We start from the raw sequence: 22,612 nt of genomic DNA, 5'->3' as shown, positions 1-22,612 counted from the left end.
CGCTGGATGTCGAAATGCGCCTGGCGGCACCTACGTCCCCTGCGAAGGCTCCCACCGACACCTCAGGAGAATGTCATGACCGAGCAGGATGACAAGCGGATCAGCGAACTGATGGCCGCCCGCGCGAAGGCGATGACCGAGCGTGACGCCGAGGCACTCGCAGCGCAGTTCGTGGCGGACGTCGTCGCGTACACCCTGGCCCCGCCGCTCGTCCACCACGGCGAAGACGTGGAAGCCCGCAAGGCCTGGTTCGCCGGCTTCGACGGTCCGATCGAGTACGAAATCCGGGACCTCGAGGTCACCGTCGGCGGCGACGTCGCCTACAGCCACTCCCTCAACCGGCTGTCGACGACGCCGAAGGGCCTGCCGCAGCCGTTCGAGCTGTGGTTCCGCTCCACCGTCTGCTTCCGCAAGGCGGACGACGAATGGCAGATCACCCACGTGCACGACTCGACGCCGTTCTACATGGACGGCTCGATGAGCGCGGCGCTGGACCTGAAGCCCTGAAACGACGTGAATGACTCATTCCTGTCGTCAGACGACAGGAATGAGTCATTCACGTCACCGCGGCCTCAGAGGATCTCGGCGGAGGTGCCGATGTCCGGCGGGCCCAGGTCGGGGTTCAGCGCCCCGGTGAGCTCCACCAGCTCCGGCTCCACCTCGTGCGGCTGGATGCGCCCGTCGCGGATGTCCTCCGCGTAGTGGCACGCCACCCGGTGCCCGCCGCCGATCTCCCGCAGCTGCGGGCGGTCGGTGTCGCACAGGCTCGCCTGCTTCCACGGGCAGCGCGTGTGGAAGCGGCAGCCCGACGGCGGGTTCGCCGGCGAGGGCAGGTCACCGGCGAGCAGGATCTGCTCGCGGGTGTCCTCGACCTGCGGGTCCGGTACCGGGATGGCCGACAGCAGCGCTCGCGTGTACGGGTGCAGCGGGTCCCGGTACAGCGAGTCCGCGTCGGTCTCCTCGACCAGCGCGCCCAGGTACATCACGCCGATGCGGTCGGAGATGTGCCGCACCACCGCGAGGTCGTGCGCGATCACGACGTAGGTCAGCCCGAGCTGGGCCTGCAGGTCTTCCAGCAGGTTCACCACCTGGGCCTGCACCGAAACGTCCAAGGCGGACACCGGCTCGTCGGCGACGATCAGGTCCGGCTCCACGGCCAGCGCCCGCGCGATGCCGATGCGCTGGCGCTGCCCGCCCGAGAACTCGTGCGGGTACTTCCGCAACGACGTCTCGGGCAGGCCGACCGCCGACAGCAGCTGCCGCAGCCGCCGCTGGGTGGCTTCCTTGTCCTTGTCGAGGCCGTGCGCGCGCATACCCTCGAGCAGGATGGACTCGACCGACTGGCGAGGGTCCAAACTGGACAGTGGGTCCTGGAAGATCATCTGCATCCGGCGCCGGGCCTTCCGCAGCTCCTCCCCCTTCAGGGCGGCGACGTCGGTGCCGTCGAACACCACGTGGCCCTCGGTCGGCTCGTTCAGCCGCAGGATCGCGCGGCCCAGCGTGGACTTGCCGCAGCCGGACTCGCCCACCAGGCCGTAGGTCTCGCCGCGGCGGATGGCCAGGTCGACACCGTCGACCGCGAAGACGTGGCCGACCGTCCGGTCGAACACGACACCGCTCTTGATCGGGAAGTGCACCTTGAGGCCGGTGACCTCGAGGAGCACGTCACCACCGGGACGGGTCATCGGGTTCCTCCTCCCGCGGCGACCGCGGGCCGCACGGGGTTGTGACAGCGCAGCAGCCCGCCCTGGTCGGGCACCAGCCGCGGCTGGACCTCGCGGCAGACCGGCAGCGCGTTCGGGCAGCGCGGGGCGAACGCGCACCCGTGGTCCCACGGGATGTTGTCGGCCACCGAACCCCGGATGGGGATCAGCTTCTCGCCGCGGCCCGCGTCCAGGCGCGGGATCGAGGCGAGCAGGCCGTGGGTGTACGGGTGCCGCGGCTCGGCGAACAGCTGGTGCCGCTGTGCCCGCTCGACGATCTTGCCGCCGTAGAGCACGTTGACCTCGTCGCAGAGCCCGGCGACGACGCCGAGGTCGTGCGTGATCATGATCAGCGCGGTGCCGGTGTCCTGCACCAGTTCCCGCAGCAGCGCCAGGATCTGCGCCTGGATGGTGACGTCCAGCGCCGTGGTCGGCTCGTCGGCGATGAGCAGCCGCGGGCGGCACGCCAGCGCGATCGCGATCAGCGCGCGCTGCCGCATCCCGCCGGAAAGCTGGTGCGGGTACTCGGAAAGCCGCCGTGACGGGTCCGGGATGCCGACCTTGCCCAGCAGGTCGACCGCTTCCACGGACGCCGTCTTGCGCGACATCCCGCGGTGGCGCTCCAGCACCTCGGTGATCTGCAGCCCGATCGGGATGACCGGGTTGAGCGACGACAGCGGGTCCTGGAACACCATGCCGAGGTCGCGGCCGCGGCGGTCGCGCATGTCCTTGTCGGACAGCTTGAGCAGGTCTGTGCCTTCGAACCGCACCGAGCCGCTGACCTTGTTGCCGCGCTTGGCGAGCAGCCGCATGATCGCCAGTGACGTCACGGACTTGCCGCAGCCGGACTCGCCGACCAGGCCGACCGTCTGGCCCGGCTCGACGTCGAAGCTGATGCCGTCCACCGCGGTGAACGGCCGCTCGCCACGGCGGACGAAGTCGACCTTCAGGTCGCGGACTTCAAGGAGTGCCATGGGGGATCACCGCCTGTTCTTCGGGTCGAGGGCTTCGCGGAGGGACTCGCCGAGCAGCGTGAACCCGAGCGCGACGATGATGATCGCGATCGCCGGGTAGTACGCGAGCTCCGGGCGGACGTCGAGGAACTGGTGCGAGGCCTTGCCCAGCATCAGCCCCCACTCCGCCCGTGACGGGTCCGGGTCGCCCAGACCGAGGAACGACAGCGCCGCGGCCTCCAGGATGGACGTCGCCAGCGTCAGCGTCGCCTGCACGATCACCGGGCTGAGCGAGTTCGGCAGCATGTGCCGGAACACGATCGTCCCGCGTTTCACCCCGAGCGACGTCGCCGCGAGGACGTGGTCGGCGTCGCGTTGCGAGAGCATGGAACCGCGCAGCAACCGGGCGAAGATCGGCACGCCGATCATCGACACGGCCAGGATCACCGTCCACTGGCTCGGCTTCGCGAACAGCGCCGCGATCGAGATGGCCAGCAGCAGCGACGGGAACGACAGCATGACGTCGACCAGTCGCATGAGGACGGTGTCGACCCAACCGCCGAACGCGCCCGCGACCCCGCCGATGATGACACCGAGCAGCACGCCGACGAGGGTCGCGAGCACACCCACGATCAGCGTCTGCTGGGCGCCGGCGATCAGCCGCGACAGGAAGTCGCGGCCGAAGTCGTCGACGCCAAGCGGGAACCCGGCCTGCGCGCCCGGGATGTAGTTCGGCCGGATCTGGTCGCCGAGGTACTGGACGTTCGGGTCCTTCGGCTCCAGCAGGGGCGCGAAGATCGCGATGATCAGGAACAGGCCGGTGATGACCCCGCCGGTGATCGCGACCGGGCTGCGCAGCATCCGGCGGATCGCTTCGCCGCCGAGGCTGCGCCCGCTCGCCGCGGCGAGCTTGTCGATCGGTTCCTTCTTCTTGTTCAGCAGAGTGTTCATCGCACACGCACCCTCGGGTCGATGATCCCGTACGAGATGTCGACCAGCATGTTCACCACGACGTACACCACCGCGCCGAACAGCAGCAGTGCCTGCAGCCGGGGGTAGTCACGCCGTTCGATGCCTTCGGCCAGCAGGAACCCGAGGCCGCGGAAGTTGAACACCCGCTCGGTCAGCACCGCACCGCCGAGCAGCGCGCCGGTCTGCAGGCCGATGGTGGTGACCACCGGGAGCAGGCCGTTGCGCAGCACGTGCCGTCGGCGCACCACCGGCTGGGTCAGGCCCTTCGAGTTCGCCGTGCGGATGAAGTCCTCGTTGAGGACGTCGAGCACGGACGCGCGGGTGATGCGGGTGATCACCGCGAGCGGGATCGTGGCGAGCGCGAGCGCGGGCAGGACCAGGTGGCGGATCGCGTCCCAGACGGCGTCCCACTCGCTCGTCATGATGCCGTCGAGGATGGCGAAGTTGGTGATGGCCGTGGCGTCGAGGCCCGCGGCCTGCCGTCCCTGCGAAGGCAGGCCCAGCGGGGCCGCCAGGACGTCCTGCATCATGTAGCCGAGGAAGAAGACCGGCACCGCGACGCCGATCAGGCTCAGCACGATGACACCGTTGTCGATCACGCCGCCGCGGTAGCGGGCGGACAGATAACCCGCGGGGATGCCGACCACGATCGCGATGATCATCGCGGTCAGGCCGAGCTCGATGGTGGCGGGCAGGAACGTGACGATTTCGGAGCTGACCGGCTGGGTCGAGACCAGCGAGTTGCCGAAGTCTCCGGTGATCGCCCGGCCGAGGAACTTGAAATACTGCAGGAAGATCGGCTGATCAAGCCCCAGTACGTGGTTGAGGTCGGCGACCTTCTCGGGCGTTGCCTTGTCACCCAGCAGCGCGGTGGCGGGACCGCCGGGCAGGGAACGCAACCATGCGAAGACCAGAATGGACAGGATGAAGAGCGTCGGGATCGCTTGTAGCAGCCGACGCACGATAAATCGGAGCACGTGCAGTCCTTTTTCGCCAGCCCGGGAATCAGGCGCAGGGGGTGGGTGCGGTAGCACCCACCCCCTGCCGGCTGAGAGTCAGATCAGTTGACGGTCACGGTGTTGAAGCGCTCGTCGGTGAGCGGGCTCGCCACCAGACCCTTGACCTTCGGGCCGACCACGATCGCCGGCGTCGGGTACGCGATCGGGATCGCCGGGAGGAAGTCCATGATCTGCTTGTTGACTTCCTGGTACGCCTTGGCGTGCGCGTCGCCGGCGGGCGAGGCGTCCGCGGCGGCGAGGGCCGAGAACAGCTGCGGGTTGGTGAAGCCGAACTCCTTCTTCTCGCGACCGAAGAACGTGCCCACGAAGTTGCCGGCGTCGTTGTAGTCACCGGTCCAGCCGAGCAGGTGCAGGTCCTGCTTGCCGTGCTTCTGCACGTCGTCCTTGTAGCCACCGTTCCACGGCTCGGCGTGCGCCTCGACGTTGATGCCGATCCGCTTCAGGTCCTCGGAGATCGCCGTGAAGGTGTCCGCCGGGTTCGGCATGTACGGCCGGCTGACCTCGGTCGGGTAGTAGAACTTGACGGTCATACCCTCGGCGCCGGCCTGCTTGAGCAGGTCCTTCGCCTTCTGCTGGTCGTACGGGTACTTCGTGACGTCGTCGGTGTAGCCCGAGATGACCTTCGGGACGAACTCGGTCGCGACCTCGGAACCCTCGGCCAGCTTGCTCTTCACGAACTGCTCGCGGTTGATGCCGTAGGCCAGCGCCTGACGGACCCGCAGGTCCTTCAGCTTCGGGTTGTTGGCCTGGTTGATGCCCAGGTACAGCACGTTGAACGAGGGGCGGATGAGCACCTGCTCGTTGTCGGCGCGCAGCAGGCCGTAGTCCGCCGGGCTCGGGTAGTCGAACCCGTGGATGTCGCCGGCCTTCAGCGCCTGCTTGCGGGCGTTCTCGTCCGGGATGACCTTGAAGATCAGCTTGTCGAGCTTCGCCGGGGACGGGCTGGTGTCGTTCTTGACCAGGGTGATCTCACCCTTGGCCTGGTCCCAGCTCTCGAACTTGAACGGGCCGGTGCCGACCGGGTGCTTGTTCGCGTACTCGCTGTAGGTGAACGAGTCGCCGTTCGGGGTCACCGTGTCGCCGTTGTACTGCTTGATCGCGGTCGGGCTCTGGATCGCGAACGAGGGCAGCGTGAACGCGGCCGGGAAGGCGCCCTTGGCCTTGTTCAGGTTGAGGACCGCGGTCGCCGGGTCCTTGGCCTCGCAGCTCTTGTAGACCGGGTCGCCCGTCGCGTCGCCCTCGTTCTTGGCGAAGCCCTCGAAGACGTCGCCGTAGTAGATCATCTGGCTCTGGGCGGCGGCGCCCTTCATGTTGAACCAGCGGTCGAAGTTGGCGCAGACCGCAGCGGCGTCCATCGGGGTGCCGTCGGAGAACTTCACGCCGGACTTGAGCGAGAACGTCCAGGTCTTGCCGTCGTTGCTCGGCTCCCACTTCTCGGCGAGGGAAGGCTCGAGGTCGGCGGTGCCCGGCTTGTTCTGGATCAGCGTGTCGAAGATCTGCCGCGTGATCCGGAAGGTCTCGCCCTCGTCGTTGAACGCGGGGTCGAACAGCTTCGGGTTACCGGCCGCACCGAAGATCATCGTGCCCCCGGAACCACCCCCTGCGCCCTCGTCACGCTTGGATTCCGCACAGGCGGACAGCGAAACCGCGAGCGCGCCGGCGAGCCCGATCAGGGCCACGCGGCGTGTTCGGGTCAGCCGCAATTGCTGCATCTGGCACCCCTTGGGAGATGTTTCGGGTTCAAAGTCACCGTCCGGTCGGTCAGGAACTCGACGGACGATCGGTGTGCTCGCCGACACTAGCGGGAACTCGGCCCGCACTTAAGCACGTGAGGTTACGATCGCGCTACGTGGACGTCGATTTGACCGCAATGTGTCCGTAAATCACGACAGAATGTGACCATTTGCGCCCTATGACCCCAGCTGGCGCCGGATCACTAACTCACATGGCGGTACCCACGTTAGTCCGGTCGTGTCTTCGCGGACAAACTTCTGTATCGATACAGGCCTCCGCGCACACGGAGGGTGAAGGGCCCCGCCTCCTACGAAAGTCGGATTCCGGCGGCCTCGGAAGTGCCGTCGACGGCGAACCAGCCACGCTCGAACCGTTGCCAGCGCCCCAATTCGGCCTGTGCGCGCTCGCCGTCGCGCGCGACGGTCTTGGCCAGCCGCTCGGCCTCCGAGCCGCCGGAGAGCCAGCAGAGGCCGGAAAGCAGGGGTCTTACCGAAGTCCGGCCGCTCGACACGCCCTCCAGCACCAGGACTTCCGGCACGGCCACCCGGACGAGCTCACCCGGCCGGGGCACTCCGGTGGTCCAGTCCATCCGCCGGTAGACGCCGTCCACACCCTCGGCGAGGGGACGCAGGACGCCGTCGACCAGCCGCGGCCACCACGCGACCGGGTCTTCCCAAGTGGCGAAGGCGTCGGTGCTCACCAGGGCCGTCCGGCACCCACGAGCCCGCAGCCCGGCGACCACCTGGGCGGCCAGCGTGGACTTGCCCGCGCCCGAGGGACCGTCGATGGCCAGCACCCGCACCCGACCGAGCCGGGGCGGTGCGGCGAGCAGGGCTTCGATCAGCGCGTCACTTGCTGACGCGCTCGACCTCCGGAAGCCCTTTGACGTCGTCGGGCGCCGCCGTCTTCGCCTCCAGCTCGACGATCCGGCCCGCCAGCTCGCGCTTGGCGTCCTCGAGCTCGCAGCGCAGCAACGCGATCGCCTCGACCGACGTCCGCACCTCTTCCTCCAGGTGCCCGACCTCGGTGGACAGGTGCAGCGACACCAGCGCCAGCACGACGCCGGCGAGGAGGAAGACGAAGTTCGACGGGGTTTCCACCCCGGTCAGCCGGGCCAGGAACTGCGCGGCCGACGGGATCGCGGCCAGCACCACGACGCCGATGGCGACGATCAGCCACACGCCCGCGTACTTCTCACGCAGCTTGCGCCGCCGCATCATCTCGATGACGACGAAGAGCACCAAGCAAGCGATGACGATGCTGAGGATGCGCCAACCGGCCATCTTCCCGAGCTCCTTATGCCGAGTCTGAGGAGTCGACCGCAGGGCGGCGGCGGACCAGCGCGAGCAGCAGCGCGAGCCCGGCCCGGCCCAGGTAGACGGCCGACTTGACGGGCGAGTGGCTGGGCGTGCCGCCCGCGCGCTCGCGCATGATGACCGGGATCTCCTTGATGGTCAGCTTGGCCCGGATGGCCATGACCAGCGATTCCACCGTGTCGCCGAGGTACTCCGCCGGGTAGTAGCCGGCGAACAGCCGGATCGCGCGCGGACCCATCGCCTTGAACCCCGAGGTGACGTCGGTGAGTCGCGTCTTCGCCAGCCGTGAGAACACGAGCGACAGCGCGACCATGGCGTACTTGCGCGGCCCGCTGGCCTTGTACGCGCCCTTGCCGGCGAACCGGGAGCCGATCACGATGTCCGCGTCGTCCAGGCCGCGCAGCAGCGCGTCCAGCTCGTCCGGGTCGTGCTGGCCGTCGGCGTCCACCTGCACGACGACGTCGTAGCCGCGGGCGGCGGCGTACCGGAAACCGGTGCGCATCGCACCCCCGACCCCGAGGTTCACGGCCAGCCTGGCCACCTCGGCCCCGGCGGCGCGGGCCAGCTTGGCGGTGTCGTCGACCGAGCCGTCGTCGACGACCAGCAGATCGCCGTCCGGCAGGGCCCGTTTCACCTGCTCGATGACCGACGCGACGCTCGCCGACTCGTTGAGGGCGGGCATCACGATGAGCACCCGGCGGCTGGTCACGGAGGTCACAGACACGCGATCACTTTAGCCTTTCACTGCCCGTTACCGGGGGTGGACCCAGGAGCCGCCCCGGAGGTGACGACACCCTGCTGCCCCTCGATCTCGTAGATCGAGGCCCCGGAGTTGCGGAAGACCAGCTTGAAGCCCGGGCTGACGTCGAGGTGCTGGAGACCGACGTCGTTCGGCCGGTCCGCGATGACCTTGCCCTTGCCGACGAACGCGTACCGGACCTTCAGGTCGGTGAGTGCCTTGCGGACCCGGGGGTACTTGTCCAGGTCGTTGGCGAAGACGCTCAGGTACTGCTCGTCGGTGTTCGTGGTCTTGTCCGAGCCGTAGAAGCTCCACTGCGTCGGCATCACGCCCGCCAGCGCGTACATCCACACCGAACCGTCGATCCGGTCGTTCAGCACGCGCTCGCCGGGCTTGGTGTGCGCGGCGAGCCAGCCGAACGCGGCCTCTTCGTCCTTGCTGACGGTCGGGCTGTCGTTGTAGGCGTAGTGCACGCGGGCGGCGTTGCGGCCGACGTAGCCGCCGCGGCTGAGCCCGCCGACGACCAGCGCCACCAGCACCACGCCGACCAGGGTCAAGGTGGCGGGCCGGACGTTCGGCAGCCGCGGCCGCACCTTCTCGGCGAACCAGCCGGAAGCGGTGTGCACGAATTCGCCGAAGGCGACGCAGCCCGCCAGCGGCACGAGGGCCGCGACGCGCCAGTTGTCGTTGTAGAACGGGCTGCTCAGCAGGTGCACGATGTCGGTCTCGAGCGACACGGTCGCGGCGAACAACGCGCCCAGCACGATGTACGCGCCGACCATCCACATCATCCGGCGGTGCTTGACCAGCATGAAGACGCCGATGATGGCCGGGATGCCGATCCACCACTGCGGGAACGCCGCCATCGGGGAGAACGTGATCGTCTCGCCGACCGCGCCGGACACGGTGGCTTCGGAGGCCCAGTACGTGCTGGTCACGCCGCCGGCGTTGTAGAGCGAGGGCAGGACGACCGGGATGCCGAACGCGGCGGCCAGCACGAAGGTCGCGACCAGCGACGGCAGCGAACGGCGCCAGGTGATCGGCTCGAAGCGCAGCAGCACCGCGGCGAGGATCATCAGGAAGTACACGATGACGACGAACACGACGCTCGTGTGCAGGCCGGCCAGCCCGGCCACGCCGACGCCGATGCCGACCGGCCCGGCGATCGCGCGGGGTTCTAGGAGGTGCCGGGCGACCGCGAGCATCGCCGGGACCAACGCGACGCCGGCCACGAACGGCCACAGCGGACCACGCCACAGCGAGTCGTACGGGAACACCGTGAAGCAGGCCGACACCGCCGCGGCCGAGGCCACGGCGATCGGCGGCATCCGCCAGGCGTGGCACATCGCGGCGACGCCGATCGGCACCGTGAGGACCACCGTGAGCGCCGCCAGGTTCAGCGTCGGCATCATCGTGAGGCCGCCCTTGCCGAAGACCAGGGCGAGCAGCGCGTGGTAGGTGTCCGGGTAGAAGTAGTTCGTCTGGTTCGGCAGGTTCGCGATCGTGCCGACCGTCGACGGCCGGGCGTCGCCGTGCTCGGCGATCCAGCGGACGAGGTTGGCGTGGAACGGCGCGTCCCAGCCCTGTTGGACGTTGTTCAGGTTCCGGACGCCGCGCAGGAACGTGACGGCGCCGATCCCCAGGCCGGCGGCGACGCCGAGGCCGATCAGGACGTGGTCGCGGACGCTGCGCTCGGGCCGCTCCGGCTCGGTCCAGTCGGGGTGGCGGCGGCGCGTGAACCGCGTCACGGCGAAGGCGAGCGCGAACCCGGCGGCCGAGACCACGAGCGTCCACAGCGCGACGTTGAGCATCGACCAGCGGATGCCGAGCTTGCCGAGGACCGGGATGCCGAGGGCGACGAGGCCGAAGGTGAGCATCGGACCGGCGGCGGCCAGCGTCCAGCCGCGCAACCGGATCGCGGCACCGAACAACAGACCAGGCAGCCAGAACGCGAGCAAAACGAGTAGTACGTTCATCGAATTCGCTGTCCAAACCTTACCGGCGTTTTACGCCGTTTCCCGTCCCCACCGGCGGGTTCGCCACGCACCTTACTGGGCCGCTACGAAGACGTTTCACCGGCGCCCGGGGTTGTCCCGGTAGCGGTTTCCGGCGCCCGCCGCAGGACGAACGCGAGCACCACGGCCAGGCCCAGCGTCGGCGCCGCGGCCAGCGCGACGACCGCGCGGAACACGGTGTCGCCGGGCAGGAGCACCAGCAGCAGGGACGCCGTGCCGGTGACCACGGCCCAGGTGGCCAGCACCAGCTTGGCCTGCGTGCGAGCCACGAGCACCGCCGTGAGCAGCTGCATCGGCACCAGCAGCACCGACGACCAGACCAGCCCGGCGACCGGCCAGCCGTCGATGGCGTACTTCGGGCCGCTGACGAACCGGACCGCCCACGGCCCGAGCCACAGCCCGACCAGCGCGCCGAGCGCGGCCAGCACCAGCGCGGCCGCGGTGCCGAGGGCCAGCACGCGGCGCAGCCGGTGACGGCCCTCCTCGGTGACCGAGAGCCGGACGACGAACGGCACGGCCAGCGACTGCACCGGCCCGATCAGCGTCAGCGGCAGCCGCGCGATGACCAGCGCGGCGAACAGGGCGCCGACGCGGTCGCCGTCACCGCCCGGGGCGAGCAGGCCGACCAGCGCCGGGTAGCCGGTGATGACCGCGGCCGTCAGCGCGGCGCCGGCCAGCAGCATGCCCATCCGGCGGGACGTGACGCCCCAGCCGTCGCCCTCGACGTGGAAGTCGACCAGCCGGCGGGCCGGGCGGGCGAACAGCAGCCAGGCGAACGAGCCGGCGGCGACCGCGATCGCCAGCGAGACGACGTTGTAGGCGACCGAGACGACCAGCACGCCCAGGATGAGCGCCCGGATGGCCGGTTCGGCGACCACGAGCAGTGAGAAGGCCTTCACCTTGTGCTGCCCGATCAGCAGCCCGCGCGTGCCGAACTGGCAGGCGAACGCGACGCCGCCGGCGAGCACGATCACGGCCAGCGACCAGTCGCCGCGGAAGAGCCGTTCGTTGATCGGCGGGATCAGCAGCGCGAGCGAGAACGCGGCCGCGACGACCACGCCGACGGCCACCGCGCGCAGGGCCGGGCGGCCCGCCTTGCCGCCGGTGAGCGCGGCCACCGCGGACTGCCGCGAGAGTTCCTGCTCCAACGGCGAAAGGGTGCTGCCGAGGCCCATCACCAGGCCCCAGAACGTCACGAAGATCGCGTATTCCTGGGGCGGCAGCAGGCGCTGGCAGGCGACCGTGAGCAGGTAGCCGAGGCCGATCGACACGATCAGCGAGCCGCCGAGACTGCCCGCGGTCGTGCGTCCGCTGCTCGCGGTGGCCGGGGTGTCCACTTCGGTGCTCATCGGCGGCGGAGCTTGGTCCGCACGGCCATGGCCAGTCCACGCAGGACACCGGCGCCGAACCCGCCGGCGAACACCGGCAGCAGCTTGGTGACCGCACGGGCCTCCGGGCCGGTCGCCCCGCACTTCTTGACGACTTCGCCCGCCGCGACCGCGCCGAGGACACCGGCGGCCAGCGTCGTCTTCGGCTTCTTCGCGGCGAAGGCCAGGCCGAGGACACCGGCCGCGAGCGCGCCGAACAGGGCGTTGCGGGCCGGGCCGGGCGAAGCGATGTAGGAGTCCACGTACGTGGTGCCGCGGAAGTAGGCCTGCTGCGTGAACTTCTTGAACGAGTCGCGCCCGTTGTAGGTCGCCGACAGCTCGGGGGCCAGCCAGATCCGCTCGTGCTCGGCGATCCACCGCAGCATGCGGGTGTCGTCGCTGGCGAAGCGGATGTCGTCGAAGAGCGACGCGAACGCCGTCACCGAGCCTTCGAGGAGGCCGCGGCGGGCGCAGAAGAACGTCGTCCCCTTCGGGTAGACGTCGAACTCCTCGATGCCGTAGGACATCAGGCGCGGGTTCGCGCAGTACTTGCGCCACGGCACCTTGACCAGGCCCGCCATGAACCCCGCGTACGGGTTGTGCTCGGACGCGACGTTGATGTGCCCGTTCCAGACCGCGCGCTCGGGGTGCTCCACGAGCTGGTCGCGCAGGAACGTCAGGGTGTGCTCGTCGACGATGACGCGGCTGTCGAGCAGCGCGATCCACTCGCCGGACGACTTGGCGATGCCCGCGCTCCTGGCCTCGAACCGGCCCCCGTTGGCCTGGCTGATCACCGTGATCCCGTGGCGTTCGCGCAGGTCGTCGAGCCGTGACGGCGTGGCGTCGGTGCTGCCGTCGTCGACCACGACGACCTCGATCGGCCAGCTCGCCGCCGATGCCGAAGCGAGCAGCGCGCCGACACTGCGTTCGATCCAGTCCTGCTCGTTGTAGACCGGGATCACGACGCTGAGCGAGGGGAGGAGCGGGTTCGCACTCACCGTGCCGAGGCTACCCGGCGGCCCCGGCGCGGGGTCGGCCAGTATCCTTACGCCACCGCACCCGACCGGAAATGGGCTCCTCTGGTGATTTCCTTCATTCTCGGCACCACCGCGGAACTGATCAAGATCGCGCCGGTTTACCACGGGATCCGCGAGCGCGGGATGCGGCCGAAGATCTGGTTCACCGCCCAGCACGTCGACGAGGTCGCCGACGTGCTCGCGGACCTGAACATGCCGGCGCCCGACGTCTGGCTGGTGCCGGAGGACAAGGCCCACAACCTCGAGTCGCCCGCGCAGGTGCCCGGCTGGGCCGCGCAGGTGCTGCGCACCGCGTGGAGCCGCCGTCACGAGCTGCGCGCCGCGCTGACCGAGGACGGCCGCCCGCCGCTGGTGCTCGTGCACGGCGACACGTTCACCACGCCGTACGGCTCGCTGATCGGGAAGCGCATCCTCAAGTCCCGCGTCGGGCACGTCGAGGCGGGCGCGCGGTCGGGCAGCATCCTGTCGCCGCTGCCGGAGGAGCTGAACCGCAAGATCGCGGCGAAGATCGTCGACATCCACTTCGCGCCGAGCATCCGCGAGGTCAACAACCTGCGGCACGCCCGCGGCGTGGTCGTCGACACCGAGGCGAACACGGCGATCGACGCGATGCGCCTCGCCATCAACCAGCCGCTGGACGTGCCGAACCTGCCGGAGAAGTTCGGCCTGGCCACGCTGCACCGCTTCGAACTGGTCTCGCGCCCGGACAAGTACCGCGAGGTGCTGGAGATCCTGCGCGAACAGAGCCGCAAGATGCCGATCCTGTACATGGCCGGGGCGCCGGAGCGCGAGAAGATCCGCGCACTGGGCATCGGGAACATCTTCGACGACCAGTTCATCGTCCAGCCGAAGATGCGGTACCTGAAGTTCCTGCCGCTGGTGGCGCGCGCCGAGTACGTCGTCACCGACTCGGGTGGTCTCTCGGCGGAGTGCTACTACCTCGGCCTGCCCTGCGCGGTGCACCGCGAGCGCACGGAGACGCCGCAGCACCTCGGCGAAACGGTCGTCCTGACGGAAATGCGCGGCGACAAGCTGCAGAACTTCCTCGACACCTACCAGAACCGCCGCGGCGAGTCCTGGATGGACAAGTACCACCCGTCCGAGATCGTCGTGGACACGCTGGCGCAGCTCGGCTACTGCTGAGTCCTTCGTCCGGGTGACCTTCGGTTTCCCGGACGGCGTGGATCGGGCACCGTTCCGGCATGATCCACATCGGACTGGCGGCCGTGCTGCTGGTGACCCCGCCCGTCGACCAGGCCGCAGTTCGTGAGGCTGCGCTGAGCTCCGGCTTCCAGGAGGCGTACGTCGGCGCGGCGGGCCCGATCGCCCGCGCGATCCACGCGGCGTACGACATCCCGGCGTCGGTCACGGTGGCGCAGTCGATCCTGGAGTCGAACTGGGGCCGCAGCAAGCTGTCGGCGAACGAGCGGAACTACTTCGGCTTCAAGTGCGTGACGCCGACGAGCCCGGGCCCCATCGCACTGCGCTGCGCGCGGTACCCGAGCACGGAGTGCGTTCCGGCGCCGTGCCACCCGGTGGACGCGTATTTCCGCTCGTACGCGTCGATCGAGGACTCGTTCCGCGACTACGGCCGGCTGCTGACGACGAGCGCGAACTACGCGGCGGCGCTGCCGGTGCGTTCGGATCCCGACGCGTTCATCCGGGCGGTGGCGCGCAAGTACGCCACCGACCCGGAGTACGCGAACAAGGTCATCAGGCTGATGAACCTGTACGACCTGCGCCGCTTCGACGCTTAGAGCGCCCGGCGGCCCGAGAGCGCGCGGCCCAGGGTCAGCTCGTCGGCGAACTCCAGGTCACCGCCCATCGGCAGCCCCGACGCCAGCCGCGTCACGCTCAGGCCCGGGAAGTTCCGCAGCATGCGGACCAGGTACGTCGCCGTCGCTTCGCCCTCGGTGTTCGGGTCCGTCGCGATGATGATCTCCTGGATGTCGGCCTCGCCGATCCGCTTGAGCAGCTCGCGCATCCGCAGCTGCTCCGGGCCGATGCCCGACAACGGGTCGAGCGCGCCGCCCAGGACGTGGTAGCGGCCCTTGAACTCGCGCGTGCGCTCGACCGCCAGGACGTCCTTCGGCTCCTCGACCACGCAGATGACCGTGAGGTCGCGGCGCTCGTCGCGGCAGATGCGGCAGGTCGGGTGCTCCGAGACGTTGCCGCAGATCTCGCAGAACTGCACGCCCTCCTTGACCTTGCCGAGCACGTCCTGCAGCCGCGCGATGTCGGCCGGGTCGGTGGCCAGCAGGTGGAACGCGATCCGCTGGGCACTCTTCGGCCCGACCCCCGGCAACCGCCCGAGCTCGTCGATCAGGTCCTGGACGACACCCTCGTACAAGGTCGTCAGCTGCCGAAGCCGAGGCTGCCGAGGTCCGGCATGCCGCCACCGCCGCCGAGCCCGTTGGCCAGCGGGCCGAGCTTCTGCTCGGTGAGCTTCTGCGCGTTCGCCGACGCGTCGCGGACCGCCGCGACGACCAGGTCGGACAGCGTCTCGACGTCGTCCGGGTCGACGACCTTCGGGTCGATCTTGAGGCTCTTCAGCTGGCCGTCGCCGGAGACGGTCGCGGCGACCAGCCCGCCGCCCGCCGTGCCGGTGACCTCGGTGTTGGCCAGTTCTTCCTGGGCCTCGACGAGCTTCTGCTGCATCTGCTGCGCCTGCTGCATCAGCTGGGAAAGGTCGAAGCCGCCGCCGGGTTGGGCCATGATCGCACTCGGTCCTCTCTGCACGCCTGTGTCCCCACCAGGGTAGTCGCGCCACGCGGGTGGCCGGGTTGTGGCACCGTGGTCGCCGTGCGACGCGCGACTGTCCCCCTGCTGCTGGCCGGTGCTCTCCTGCTCACCGGCTGCTCCGACGACGCTCCGGCGGCGCCCGCGCCCGCTCCCGTGGTCACGCGGACGGTGACGCCCACGCCGACAACGGCGTCGCCCACGTCCCCACCTCCGCCGTCGCCGTCTTCGTCCGCCGCCGTGACGACGGCGCCGCCCGCGGCCGGGAAGGTCGTCGTGCTGGATCCCGGGCACAACGGCGGGAACGGCAGTCACCCGGCCGAGATCAACCGGCCGGTGCCCGCCGGGCGCGGGCAGACCAAGCCGTGCAACACCACCGGCACTTCCACCAACGCGGGCTACCCCGAGCACGCCTTCACCTTCGACGTCGCCCAGCGGGTCGGGAAAGCGTTGGCGGCCAAGGGAATCCGCGTCGTCTACACGCGACAGGACGACACCGGCGTCGGTCCCTGCGTCGACCAGCGGGCGGCGATCGGCAACGAGGCGCGCGCCGACGCCGTCGTCTCGATCCACGCCGACGGTTCGGACTCGGCAGGCGCGAACGGCTTCCACGTCGCGTATTCGTCACCGCCGCTGAACGCCGCGCAGGGCGAGCCGTCGACGCGGCTGGCGCAGACGCTGCGGGACACGATGCGCACCAGCGGCTTCAGCCCGGCGAACTACATCGGCGCCAACGGCCTTTCGGCGCGCACGGACCTCGCCGGCCTCAACCTTTCGACGCGGCCGGTGGCGCTCGTGGAGTGCGGCAACATGCGGAACGCGGCCGAAGCCGCCCGCATGACGAGCGCGGAGGGGCGGCAGCAGTTCGCGGCGGCCATCACGGCGGCCATCGAGGCCTACCTGGCTTCTTGAGCCGCTGCGACGGCTTCACCGAGGACCACGACGGGCGCACCGAGCGCGGCCTTCCCGACCCGGCGAACTCGCGTACCCGGAGGGTCGGCTCGCGTACCCGAGCAGTCGGCTCGCGCACCTGGAGGGTCGGTTGGTGAGCCGACCGGCTGGGTACGCGAACCGACCGTCCGGGTACGTCAGCCGACCGTCCGGGTACGGCGGGTCAATCCAGGGGGCGGGCGCCGAGGTGGTCGGCCAGGAGTTTGCGGGCCTTTTCGTCCGGGTCCTGGTCCGGCGGGGGCGGGGGTGGCGGCGGGGCCGGGCTGGCGTCCTCGTTGTAGAGGTCCTCGTCGTCCTCGTCGGACGGTTCCGGGGGCAGCGGGATGTCCGGCTCGCTCGTCGTGACCTTCGGGCGCGGCGGCGGAGGCGGGGCCGCCGGGCGGGCGGGTTCGGCCGGGGCCGCCGGCGCGGCCGCCGACTGGCGCGTGAACGACCGCTCCGGCGCCGGTGCCGCCTGCTGCGGCCGGGCGGCGGGCGCGGCGGCCGGGGCGTTGCCGTGGACGCAGCGGACCTGCCAGTCGCCGCCGAGGACGTCGGTCAGCGCGCCGGCGATCTTGCGGGCGTTGTCCTGGTCGGAGAGGCGCCGGGCCAATGGCTCCGACTTGTGGGTGAGTGTCAAGGCGTTGCCCTCGACGCTCGCCACCGCGGCCTGGGTCAGCATCGCCTCGAGGCTGCGGCCGCCGGTGAACTTGCGCAACGCGGTCATCAGCTGCGGCCAGACGTTCCGGATCGCGGCGGCGTCCATCCCGCCCGTCGACGACGCGGCGGCCGGAGCGGCCGGCGCATCGTCCGCCGGAGCGGGGGCAGCCGCGGCCGGAGCGGTGGAGGCAGCCGCCGGAGCGGGCGCACCGCCGCCAGGCGTACGCGTGGCACCCCAACCGCCATCGCCGGACTGAGCCGGGGCGGACGGCGTGCGCGGGGCGCTCGAGCCGTCGTCGGCTGGCCTGGCCGCGGGGGCAGGCTCGGCGGGCGGCTTGACCGGCTCGGGCACCGGCGCCGGGCCCGCGGAAGCCGGGCGTTGCGAAGGCCGGGAGAACTCTCGGTCCGGGGCTGCGCGCACCGGCGGCTCGACACCGCCCTCGGCGGGCGCGCCACCTCCGCCGGCCAGGGTCGCGCGGCGCTCCAGCCGTTCGATCCGGGCCAGCAGCGCCTTCTCCGCCTCGGTCACCGAGGGCAGCAGCATCCGCGCGCACAACAGCTCGAGCACGAGCCGCGGCGACGTCGCGCCCCGCATCTCCAGGAGTCCATTGTGGACAATGTCGGCGTAGCGCGAGAGGGTGCCGAGGCCGATTCGCTCGGCCTGCGCGACCATCCGCGACAGCTCCTCTTCCGGCGCGGACACCAGCCCGCCCGCGGACTCCGGGACCGCGCGCAGCAGCACCAGGTCGCGCAGCCGGTCGAGCAGGTCGGTGGCGAACCGGCGCGGGTCGTGCCCGGCCTCGGTGAGCTTCTCGACCGTGCCGAACACCGTGGCGGCGTCCTCGGTCGCCAGCGCGTCGACCATGTCGTCGATCAGCGCGACGTCGGTGACGCCCAGCAGCGCGACCGCCCGCGAGTACGAGACGCCTTCCGGGCCCGCGCCGGCGAGCAGCTGGTCGAGCACCGACTGCGTGTCCCGCGCCGAGCCGCCGCCCGCCCGGATGACCAGCGGGTACACCGCGGGCTCGACCTCGACGCCCTCGGCCGCGATGTTGCGCTCCAGCAGGCTGCGCATCGAGCCCGGCGGGATCAGCCGGAACGGGTAGTGGTGCGTCCGCGAGCGGATGGTGGTGAGCACCTTGTCCGGCTCGGTCGTCGCGAAGATGAAGATGACGTGCTCGGGCGGCTCTTCCACGATCTTCAGCAGGGCGTTGAAGCCCTGCGTGGTGACCATGTGCGCCTCGTCGATGATGAACACGCGGTAGCGCGACTCGGCCGGGGCGTAGAACGCCTTGTCACGCAGCTCGCGGGCGTCGTCGACACCACCGTGGCTGGCGGCGTCGAGTTCCGTTACGTCGACGCTGCCCGGGCCTTCGGGTGCGAGCGCCTTGCACGAGTTGCACTCGCCGCACGGGTCCGGCGTCGGGCCCTGGGCGCAGTTCAGCGAGCGCGCCATGATGCGCGCGCTCGACGTCTTGCCGCAGCCGCGGGGGCCCGAGAAGAGGTAGGCGTGGTTGATCCGCCCGGCGGACAGCGCCGTGCGGAGGGGTTCGGTCACATGCTCCTGCCCGACGACCTCGGCGAAGGTTGCCGGACGGTACTTGCGGTACAGCGCGAGAGCCACGCCGCGAGACTACCGCCAGGGTCCGACAACCTTCGCCGTGCGGTCAGGGCAGCTGGGCCAGCAGCGCGTTCACCTTGGCGACGTGCGCCGCGGTGAAGGCGTCGCGCGCCCGCGCCCTGGGCAGCTCGTTGTCCAGGTAGGGCTGCAGACCCGAGTCCGGGCCGTCGATGACGCCCTGTGCGACGGCGTCGACCTCCGGGCCGCCGGCCGACATCGACTGGGCCACCTTGACCGACAGGTCGATCGTGTGTGCGACGTACTGGCCGTGGGCCAGGAACTCGCGGACGTCGGCGACAGTGCCGTCGAGCGCCTTCTGGCCCGCCGACTTCGTGCTCGGGCCGCCGGCCGCCATGAGCTGGTTGACCTCGATGCGGTCGTCGGTGTCCCGGCCCGGGTAGTCGCCGGTGCGCAGCAGCGCGGCGACACCGGCGTACGGCCCGGCGAGTGCGTCACGAGCCGCCTGGCGCAGGCCCGGGCGGGCCTTGGGGTCGGCCGCGATGGCCGAGACGGCGTCGCGGTCGTCCGACTCCTGCGCGACGGCGAGACCGCTACGCACGAACGTGACGACGTCGTCGTCGGAACCGCTCAGCGCGGCGCGGGCGGCGTTCTTGACCGCGGCACCGCCGTTGCGCAGCAGGTAGACCGACGCCCGACGGCCGTTCGGCACGGTCAGCGCCGGGTCGGCCGCGTCGGCGAGCAGCTTGTCGTTGTCCGCCTTGGCCTGCGCGGCACGAGCCGCCGCGTCACGGGCCTGCTGCTGCGCGGCGGCTTCGGCGGCCGCCGCGGCACCGGCGTCCTGCCGGCCCTTGGCCCGCTGGGCCGCCAGCCGGTTCGTGTTCGCCGTCCGCGCGTCGTCGGCGATCGTGGTGGCGCGGCTCCTGGCGAGGTTGACGCCGATGGCGCTGTGCCTGGCCGCGGCCGCCTTGGCGAAGGTGACCTCGGACTGGACCGCGGCGATCTCGGCGTCGCCGTCCGCGGCGACCTTCCGCCACAGGGAGAGGAAGTACCGGACGTCGTCCGGGGTGCCGTCGAGCGCCGTCTGCGCGGCGGCCTGGACCTCGGGGCCGCCGGCGGCGAGAGCCTGGTCGGCCGTGATGCGCTCGTCGGTGTCCTTCGCGTGCTGCAGGCCGGTCTCAAGGAACGCCCGGACGTCGGCGGGCGTGCCGTCGAGCGCCTTCTGGGCGGCGGCCTGGACCACCGGGCCACCGCTGCTCATGGCCTGGGCGACGGCGATCCGGTCGTCCGCGATCCGGGCCTGGGCCAGGCCGTGGGCCAGGAACTCGCGAATGTCGGCCTGGGTGCCGTTGAGCGCCTGCTGGGCGGCGCGTTTGGTGGCTGGGCCGCCGGCGGACAGGGCCTGGGCGACGAGGACCCGCTCGTCGTCGTCCTGGGCCCGCTGGCGGCCGGAGGCCAGGAAGGTCTGCAGGTCGTCGGGCGAGCCGAGCAACGCCGCTTCGGCGGCCCTGGCCACGCCGGGACCGCCGGTCTCCAGCAGCGAGACGGCCTGCGCCCGGTCGGGCAGGACATCGGCGGCCGCGGGTGCCGCGAAGACGCCGGCGGCGAGTGCCGCGACGACGATTACTGCGTTTGCACGCAAGGAGAACCCCCTCGATCGATGATCGTTCCGTTGCCTTATCGCGAGGCCGGTCGGAATGTTTCCGATAACCTCGGACTTCGTGAGCCGTACGCGGAAACCCGATCCGGAGCCCGGGCCGTACCCGGTACGGTTCGGGACGGCGGAACTGGTCCGGGACGCCGACCGCGGCAACGCCTGGCTGGTGTCGGTCGACGGGGTCGCGCAGTCGTACGTCGACCTCGACGACCCGGCCCACCTGGAGTTCGACTACGTCCGCCGGTTCGGCGACGTGGTGGACCGGCTGCCGCCGGGTCCGGTGGAGGCGCTGCACATCGGCGGCGCGGCGTGCACGCTGCCGCGCTACGTGGCCGCGACCCGCCCGGGTTCGCGGCAGCTGGTGTTCGACGCCGACGGCGAGCTGGTCGAGCTGGTCCGCGCCCAGCTGGGGCTGCGGGTCCCGGGTCTGCGAGTCAGGGTGACGGACGGCCGCGCGGGCCTGGCGACGCGCCGCGACGAGTCGGCGGACCTGGTGGTGGTCGACGCGTTCGAGCGCGCGACGCTGGCCGGCGGCCTGGCGACGCTGGAGGCGACGAAGGCGATCGCGGGCATCCTGCGCGCGCCGGGCGTCTACCTGGCGAACATCACGGACGGCTCAGGCCTGCCGTTCGCCCGCCGTTTCCTGGCGACGCTGCTCGCGGTCTTCCCGGAAGTCCTGCTGCTGGCGGACCCGGGAGTGCTGCGCGGCCGCCGTTTCGGCAACCTGGTGCTGGCGGCCTCGGCTGCGCAGCTCCCGGCGGCGGAGATCGCGAGCCGCACGGCCTCGGCGGCGTTCCCGGCGAGGTGCGTGTACGGCGCGGAGCTGCGGAAACTGGCGGGCAAGGCGGCACCGATCACGGACGCGGACGCACCACCGCCCCCGAAGCCCCCGGAAGACGTCCTGGGCCTGTTCTGACCCGAGGCCCCAAGCGCCCCAATGTGGCGTTCGGTGCGTTGGACGCACCGAACGCCACATTGGGTGCGTCCAACGCAACCAACGCCACATTGGGGCGCTTTGGAGCCGCGTCAGGCCGCTCCGGCCGCACCGGAGGCACCGTGGGGGTCCGGGGGCTCGGCCCCCGGACAATACGACGAAGAGAAGGCCCGGCGAAGGGGCGAAGCCCCGAGAGCCGGAGCCGAAAAGAAGGGGACCCCGCGCACCCGTCAGAGCCTGCTTATCCTTGCTGCCTTCCGGCCCTGGGGAAGTTCACAGGGTGGACGCCGCGCGGGGTCCGTGGATCAGTGTAGCGGGCGCGCCTCAGGCCCCTGCGCCCGCCTGGGCGCGGGCCTTCTTGAACGTGTTGTGCAGGACCGCCAGCAGCGCGTCCCGCACCGACAGCTTCTGCCGGGCGTCGAAGGTGATCAGCGGGACGTCGTCGCTGACCGCCAGTGCCCAGCGGATGTCCTCCAGGTTGTGGCCCAGCGATCCGTCGAACATGTTCACCGCCACCACGAACGGCAGGCCCGCGTTCTCGAAGTAGTCGACCGCCGGGTAGCAGTCGTCCATGCGGCGGGTGTCCACGATCACCAGCGCGCCCAGCGCGCCGTGGACCAGGTCCTGCCACATGAAGCCGAAGCGGTCCTGGCCGGGCGTGCCGAACAGGTACAGCTTGACCTCTTCGTCGATCGTGATGCAGCCGAAGTCGAGCGCGACCGTCGTCGTGGTCTTGGCCGGGACGTGGCCCGTGCGGTCCACGGACGCCGCCACCGACGTGATCGCGGCCTCGGTCGTGAGCGGCTTGATCTCCGAGATGGACGACACCGCCGTCGTCTTGCCGACGCCGAAGCCGCCCGCGATGACGATCTTGACCGGGGCCGGCGGCCGGGTGCCCGGTTCAGTGAATGGCTTCGAGTCCACGAATGACCCTTTCGATCATGCCGAGGTCGTGCGAATTGTGGGTGCCCGGGCGCCGGACGACGACGTAGCCCAGTTCGGCGAGGTCGGCCACCAGCACCCTGGCCACGCCGATGTGGAGGCCGAGCATGGCGGCCACCTCGGCGACCGACATCGTGTTCCGGCAGAGGGAAACGATTTCCTGACGTTCGAACGTGAGCTTCGGGTGCGACGCCGCGCCGAGGCGGGACGTCATGACCTGCGCCTCGATCTCGAGGCTCTGGTCGACCGGCTGGGCCCGTCCCGAGGTCATCAGGTACGGCCGCAGCAGCGAGATGTCCGGTTCTTCGGTCATCGC

22 protein-coding genes and 1 other RNA gene are annotated in these 22,612 nt (G+C 70.7%); 5 read left to right on the top strand and 18 right to left on the bottom strand.

Annotated features, from left to right (window positions below; translation table 11 throughout):
- The first annotated feature begins 75 nt into the window (after window positions 1-75).
- Entirely contained in the window at window positions 76-507 is a 432-nt protein-coding gene (locus tag CF165_RS04865) for a YybH family protein (RefSeq protein ID WP_093946184.1), read from the top strand.
- Between the two features lie 65 nt (window positions 508-572).
- Here the strand turns inward: CF165_RS04865 and CF165_RS04860 are convergent, their stop codons facing one another.
- From CF165_RS04860 to CF165_RS04805, 11 genes are all read right to left on the bottom strand, one after another.
- The gene (locus CF165_RS04860; protein WP_093946183.1) at window positions 573-1,685 is read right to left on the bottom strand and encodes an ABC transporter ATP-binding protein; all 1,113 of its coding nucleotides are present in this window, start codon (window positions 1,683-1,685) and stop codon (window positions 573-575) included.
- Window positions 1,682-2,677, bottom strand: coding sequence for an ABC transporter ATP-binding protein (locus tag CF165_RS04855; RefSeq protein ID WP_093946182.1), 996 nt, complete (start codon window positions 2,675-2,677; stop codon window positions 1,682-1,684). Before CF165_RS04855 ends, CF165_RS04860 begins: the two co-directional genes overlap by 4 nt.
- 6 nt (window positions 2,678-2,683) lie before the next feature.
- A complete protein-coding gene (locus CF165_RS04850; RefSeq protein ID WP_093946181.1) occupies window positions 2,684-3,607 on the bottom strand; it encodes an ABC transporter permease in 924 nt (307 codons plus the stop codon).
- Window positions 3,604-4,605 carry an ABC transporter permease gene (locus CF165_RS04845; protein ID WP_093946180.1) on the bottom strand — a complete coding sequence of 334 codons (1,002 nt, stop codon included), beginning with the start codon at window positions 4,603-4,605 and terminating at the stop codon, window positions 3,604-3,606. The genes CF165_RS04850 and CF165_RS04845 overlap by 4 nt, the downstream gene beginning before the upstream one ends.
- 83 nt (window positions 4,606-4,688) lie before the next feature.
- A complete protein-coding gene (locus CF165_RS04840) occupies window positions 4,689-6,359 on the bottom strand; it encodes an ABC transporter substrate-binding protein (RefSeq protein WP_240521453.1) in 1,671 nt (556 codons plus the stop codon).
- A gap of 329 nt (window positions 6,360-6,688) precedes the next feature.
- Window positions 6,689-7,225 (bottom strand): uridine kinase family protein, encoded by a 537-nt coding sequence (locus CF165_RS04830; RefSeq protein WP_093946178.1) that lies wholly within the window; start codon window positions 7,223-7,225, stop codon window positions 6,689-6,691.
- 4 nt (window positions 7,226-7,229) lie between these two features.
- Entirely contained in the window at window positions 7,230-7,664 is a 435-nt protein-coding gene (locus CF165_RS04825; RefSeq protein ID WP_093946177.1) for a DUF2304 domain-containing protein, read from the bottom strand.
- 13 nt (window positions 7,665-7,677) lie between these two features.
- Window positions 7,678-8,379, bottom strand: coding sequence for a glycosyltransferase family 2 protein (locus CF165_RS04820; protein ID WP_205660777.1), 702 nt, complete (start codon window positions 8,377-8,379; stop codon window positions 7,678-7,680).
- A 59-nt stretch (window positions 8,380-8,438) separates the two neighbouring features.
- A complete protein-coding gene (locus tag CF165_RS04815; RefSeq protein WP_093946175.1) occupies window positions 8,439-10,412 on the bottom strand; it encodes a DUF6541 family protein in 1,974 nt (657 codons plus the stop codon).
- Window positions 10,413-10,495: 83 nt separating this feature from the next.
- The gene (locus CF165_RS04810) at window positions 10,496-11,800 is read right to left on the bottom strand and encodes a lipopolysaccharide biosynthesis protein (protein WP_093946174.1); all 1,305 of its coding nucleotides are present in this window, start codon (window positions 11,798-11,800) and stop codon (window positions 10,496-10,498) included.
- Window positions 11,797-12,816, bottom strand: a complete 1,020-nt coding sequence (locus CF165_RS04805) for a glycosyltransferase family 2 protein (protein WP_093946173.1) — start codon at window positions 12,814-12,816, stop codon at window positions 11,797-11,799. The genes CF165_RS04810 and CF165_RS04805 overlap by 4 nt, the downstream gene beginning before the upstream one ends.
- An 84-nt stretch (window positions 12,817-12,900) precedes the next feature.
- Between CF165_RS04805 and CF165_RS04800 the strand changes: the two genes are divergently transcribed.
- Both CF165_RS04800 and CF165_RS04795 read left to right on the top strand, forming a co-directional pair.
- Window positions 12,901-13,998, top strand: a complete 1,098-nt coding sequence (locus tag CF165_RS04800; RefSeq protein ID WP_093946172.1) for a UDP-N-acetylglucosamine 2-epimerase — start codon at window positions 12,901-12,903, stop codon at window positions 13,996-13,998.
- Window positions 13,999-14,057: 59 nt separating this feature from the next.
- Window positions 14,058-14,612, top strand: a complete 555-nt coding sequence (locus tag CF165_RS04795) for a glucosaminidase domain-containing protein (protein WP_093946171.1) — start codon at window positions 14,058-14,060, stop codon at window positions 14,610-14,612.
- Here the strand turns inward: CF165_RS04795 and recR are convergent.
- Window positions 14,609-15,205 (bottom strand): recombination mediator RecR, encoded by a 597-nt coding sequence (gene recR, locus CF165_RS04790; RefSeq protein ID WP_093946170.1) that lies wholly within the window; start codon window positions 15,203-15,205, stop codon window positions 14,609-14,611. The genes CF165_RS04795 and recR overlap by 4 nt on opposite strands.
- A gap of 5 nt (window positions 15,206-15,210) precedes the next feature.
- A complete protein-coding gene (locus CF165_RS04785; RefSeq protein ID WP_093946169.1) occupies window positions 15,211-15,570 on the bottom strand; it encodes a YbaB/EbfC family nucleoid-associated protein in 360 nt (119 codons plus the stop codon).
- Window positions 15,571-15,648: 78 nt separating this feature from the next.
- On the opposite strand from CF165_RS04785, the gene CF165_RS04780 reads away from it, so the two are divergent.
- Window positions 15,649-16,506, top strand: a complete 858-nt coding sequence (locus CF165_RS04780; protein ID WP_205660767.1) for an N-acetylmuramoyl-L-alanine amidase — start codon at window positions 15,649-15,651, stop codon at window positions 16,504-16,506.
- Between the two features lie 202 nt (window positions 16,507-16,708).
- Here the strand turns inward: CF165_RS04780 and CF165_RS04775 are convergent, their stop codons facing one another.
- Together CF165_RS04775 and CF165_RS04770 are read right to left on the bottom strand one after the other, a co-directional pair.
- Entirely contained in the window at window positions 16,709-18,808 is a 2,100-nt protein-coding gene (locus tag CF165_RS04775) for a DNA polymerase III subunit gamma and tau (protein ID WP_093946168.1), read from the bottom strand.
- 43 nt (window positions 18,809-18,851) lie between these two features.
- A complete protein-coding gene (locus CF165_RS04770; RefSeq protein ID WP_143268442.1) occupies window positions 18,852-20,405 on the bottom strand; it encodes an ALF repeat-containing protein in 1,554 nt (517 codons plus the stop codon).
- A 55-nt stretch (window positions 20,406-20,460) separates the two neighbouring features.
- On the opposite strand from CF165_RS04770, the gene CF165_RS04765 reads away from it, so the two are divergent.
- Window positions 20,461-21,336: a spermidine synthase gene (locus CF165_RS04765; protein WP_143268440.1), complete on the top strand. Its 876-nt coding sequence runs from the start codon at window positions 20,461-20,463 to the stop codon at window positions 21,334-21,336.
- Window positions 21,337-21,562: 226 nt separating this feature from the next.
- On the opposite strand, the gene ffs is transcribed toward CF165_RS04765, so the two are convergent.
- From ffs to CF165_RS04750, 3 genes are all read right to left on the bottom strand, one after another.
- Window positions 21,563-21,657: signal recognition particle sRNA small type (ffs, locus tag CF165_RS04760), an RNA gene on the bottom strand.
- A 21-nt stretch (window positions 21,658-21,678) separates the two neighbouring features.
- Window positions 21,679-22,278, bottom strand: coding sequence for a GTP-binding protein (locus CF165_RS04755; protein ID WP_020642115.1), 600 nt, complete (start codon window positions 22,276-22,278; stop codon window positions 21,679-21,681).
- Window positions 22,256-22,609 carry a DUF742 domain-containing protein gene (locus CF165_RS04750; protein WP_013230635.1) on the bottom strand — a complete coding sequence of 118 codons (354 nt, stop codon included), beginning with the start codon at window positions 22,607-22,609 and terminating at the stop codon, window positions 22,256-22,258. The genes CF165_RS04755 and CF165_RS04750 overlap by 23 nt, the downstream gene beginning before the upstream one ends.
- Window positions 22,610-22,612 lie beyond the last annotated feature (3 nt).

Source organism: Amycolatopsis vastitatis, assembly GCF_002234595.1.
GTDB lineage: Bacteria > Actinomycetota > Actinomycetes > Mycobacteriales > Pseudonocardiaceae > Amycolatopsis > Amycolatopsis vastitatis.
This window is presented reverse-complemented; position numbering and strand designations above follow the sequence as displayed.

Coding starts and splice junctions, on each gene's coding strand:
- CF165_RS04815 (WP_093946175.1), bottom strand. CDS start 10,412: ATGAACGTACTACTCGTTTTGCTCGCGTTCTGGCTGCCTGGTCTGTTG.
- CF165_RS04750 (WP_013230635.1), bottom strand. CDS start 22,609: ATGACCGAAGAACCGGACATCTCGCTGCTGCGGCCGTACCTGATGACC.
- CF165_RS04860 (WP_093946183.1), bottom strand. CDS start 1,685: ATGACCCGTCCCGGTGGTGACGTGCTCCTCGAGGTCACCGGCCTCAAG.
- CF165_RS04850 (WP_093946181.1), bottom strand. CDS start 3,607: ATGAACACTCTGCTGAACAAGAAGAAGGAACCGATCGACAAGCTCGCC.
- CF165_RS04765 (WP_143268440.1), top strand. CDS start 20,461: ATGTTTCCGATAACCTCGGACTTCGTGAGCCGTACGCGGAAACCCGAT.
- CF165_RS04785 (WP_093946169.1), bottom strand. CDS start 15,570: ATGGCCCAACCCGGCGGCGGCTTCGACCTTTCCCAGCTGATGCAGCAG.
- CF165_RS04865 (WP_093946184.1), top strand. CDS start 76: ATGACCGAGCAGGATGACAAGCGGATCAGCGAACTGATGGCCGCCCGC.
- CF165_RS04810 (WP_093946174.1), bottom strand. CDS start 11,800: ATGAGCACCGAAGTGGACACCCCGGCCACCGCGAGCAGCGGACGCACG.
- CF165_RS04840 (WP_240521453.1), bottom strand. CDS start 6,359: ATGCAGCAATTGCGGCTGACCCGAACACGCCGCGTGGCCCTGATCGGG.
- CF165_RS04820 (WP_205660777.1), bottom strand. CDS start 8,379: ATGCCCGCCCTCAACGAGTCGGCGAGCGTCGCGTCGGTCATCGAGCAG.
- CF165_RS04825 (WP_093946177.1), bottom strand. CDS start 7,664: ATGGCCGGTTGGCGCATCCTCAGCATCGTCATCGCTTGCTTGGTGCTC.
- CF165_RS04855 (WP_093946182.1), bottom strand. CDS start 2,677: ATGGCACTCCTTGAAGTCCGCGACCTGAAGGTCGACTTCGTCCGCCGT.
- CF165_RS04795 (WP_093946171.1), top strand. CDS start 14,058: ATGATCCACATCGGACTGGCGGCCGTGCTGCTGGTGACCCCGCCCGTC.